This window comes from Sphingomonas sp. DC4900, from assembly GCF_049896485.1.
Classification (GTDB): domain Bacteria; phylum Pseudomonadota; class Alphaproteobacteria; order Sphingomonadales; family Sphingomonadaceae; genus Sphingomonas; species Sphingomonas aquatilis.
In genome coordinates this window covers 1-1,428 of the sequence record NZ_JAFCUK010000039.1, presented here as the reverse complement: position 1 = coordinate 1,428, position 1,428 = coordinate 1, and the positions used below count along the sequence as shown (strand labels likewise).

The 1,428-nt window shown below is 65.0% G+C and carries 1 pseudogene; it reads right to left on the bottom strand.

Features of this window, described 5'->3' with window-relative positions:
- Positions 1–220 precede the first annotated feature (220 nt).
- A pseudogene (locus ACP690_RS18015) lies at positions 221–1,428 on the bottom strand (IS110 family transposase); the annotation flags it as partial.

The following is a 1,428-nucleotide window of genomic DNA, read 5'->3' as shown; positions in this document are numbered from 1 at the left end:
GACAACGTCCTATGTCGGGAAGCAGCGGCGGGTTTTGGCCAGCAGATATCCATGCGCCGACAACCGTCGGCGCGGCATGCAATCTGAGCCAGATGGCTCCCACCGTCAACGGGATCGCTCCCTGCCATAGCAAACACAGGATCCAGCAGCGCCGAGGCGGCCGTGGTCCTCACCATCCTTAAAACGAGATACGCACCCAGGTGGAAGGCCCGAACATTATCTACAGGGTCGCTCGACGAGCGCCCTCACGGCACTTGCAGAGAGGGGTCCTTCCACCTGGCATCCGACCGTTCGAGGAACGGCCGGTACTCTGTCCCCGTCTTGATGACGGCGTGAGCCACGCGCGCCATCTTGGCGGTGAGCGCCGTCATCGCCTTGCGGCGACGGTCGGCATCGTCCGCGTGCCCGGCGACATATCGTCCGAGCTTGTCGCGGAAGCTGTTGTCGCGCTGACGCGCGGCGACCTGGGCAGCCATCCAGAAGGTCCGGCGCAGGCGCGCATTGCCGTACTTGGACAGCTTCGTGCGGCCACGGAACGTGCCTGACTGACACGTTGCGAGATCGAGACCGCAGAACTTCAGGAACTGACGATGATGGTTGAAGCGCCGCAGATCACCGGCCTCGGCCAGGATGGTCAGCGCGTTGATCGGACCGATGCCCGGAATGTTGCGCAGCAGCTGGTAGTCGACGTCATCGGCGAGCCGCGCATGGGCCAGCCGCTCGATCTCGTCTCGCTGGTGGATGAGGCTGCGGCCCTGCGCGATGACCATGCGGAACATGGTGATGGCGGCTGAGTTCTCCGGCACCGGCAGTGCCGTCGAGGCGGACGCCGTCTCGTAGATGTCGTTGATGAGGCGTGCCTTGGAGACCTTGCGGCCGATGAGCGGCCATGCCGCGGCCGAGAACGCCTCGCGGTCCAGCGCCGTGATGGTGGCCGGCGTCGGAAACCGCTCGATGAGCGCCAGGAACCAGTCGGACCGGCTGTTGCCTGCGAAGCGGGCGATCTCGGGGAAGTACAGCGGCAGGTAGTGGGTCAGGATCCGATGCCAGGTCTGCGTCTTCATCCTTGAGATCGTCTCGTGAGTCTTCGAGAGCTCCTGCAGGTCGTTGATTCCGGCCACCAGCGGGTCGACGTAGCGCTGCGTCGCACCGATCCGCAGCATGTGCAGGATGACCTGCGCGTCCTTGGAGTCGTTCTTGTCCCAGCCGTTGTGCAGCGCCTCGCGCGTTCTGGCGAGCGCGACCGACGAGATGAGGCGCAGCTCGAACCCTGCCGTCAGCAGCCGGTGCGCCAGCGTACGATGGTAATTACCCGTCGCCTCGAACCCGACGATGATAGGGCGCCCGATAGCAGCGAGTTTTTCGGCAAAGCCGTCATAGTCCTGCCTGGTCGCCATGACGGTCATCCGCCGGCGCCGGCCGCCTTCC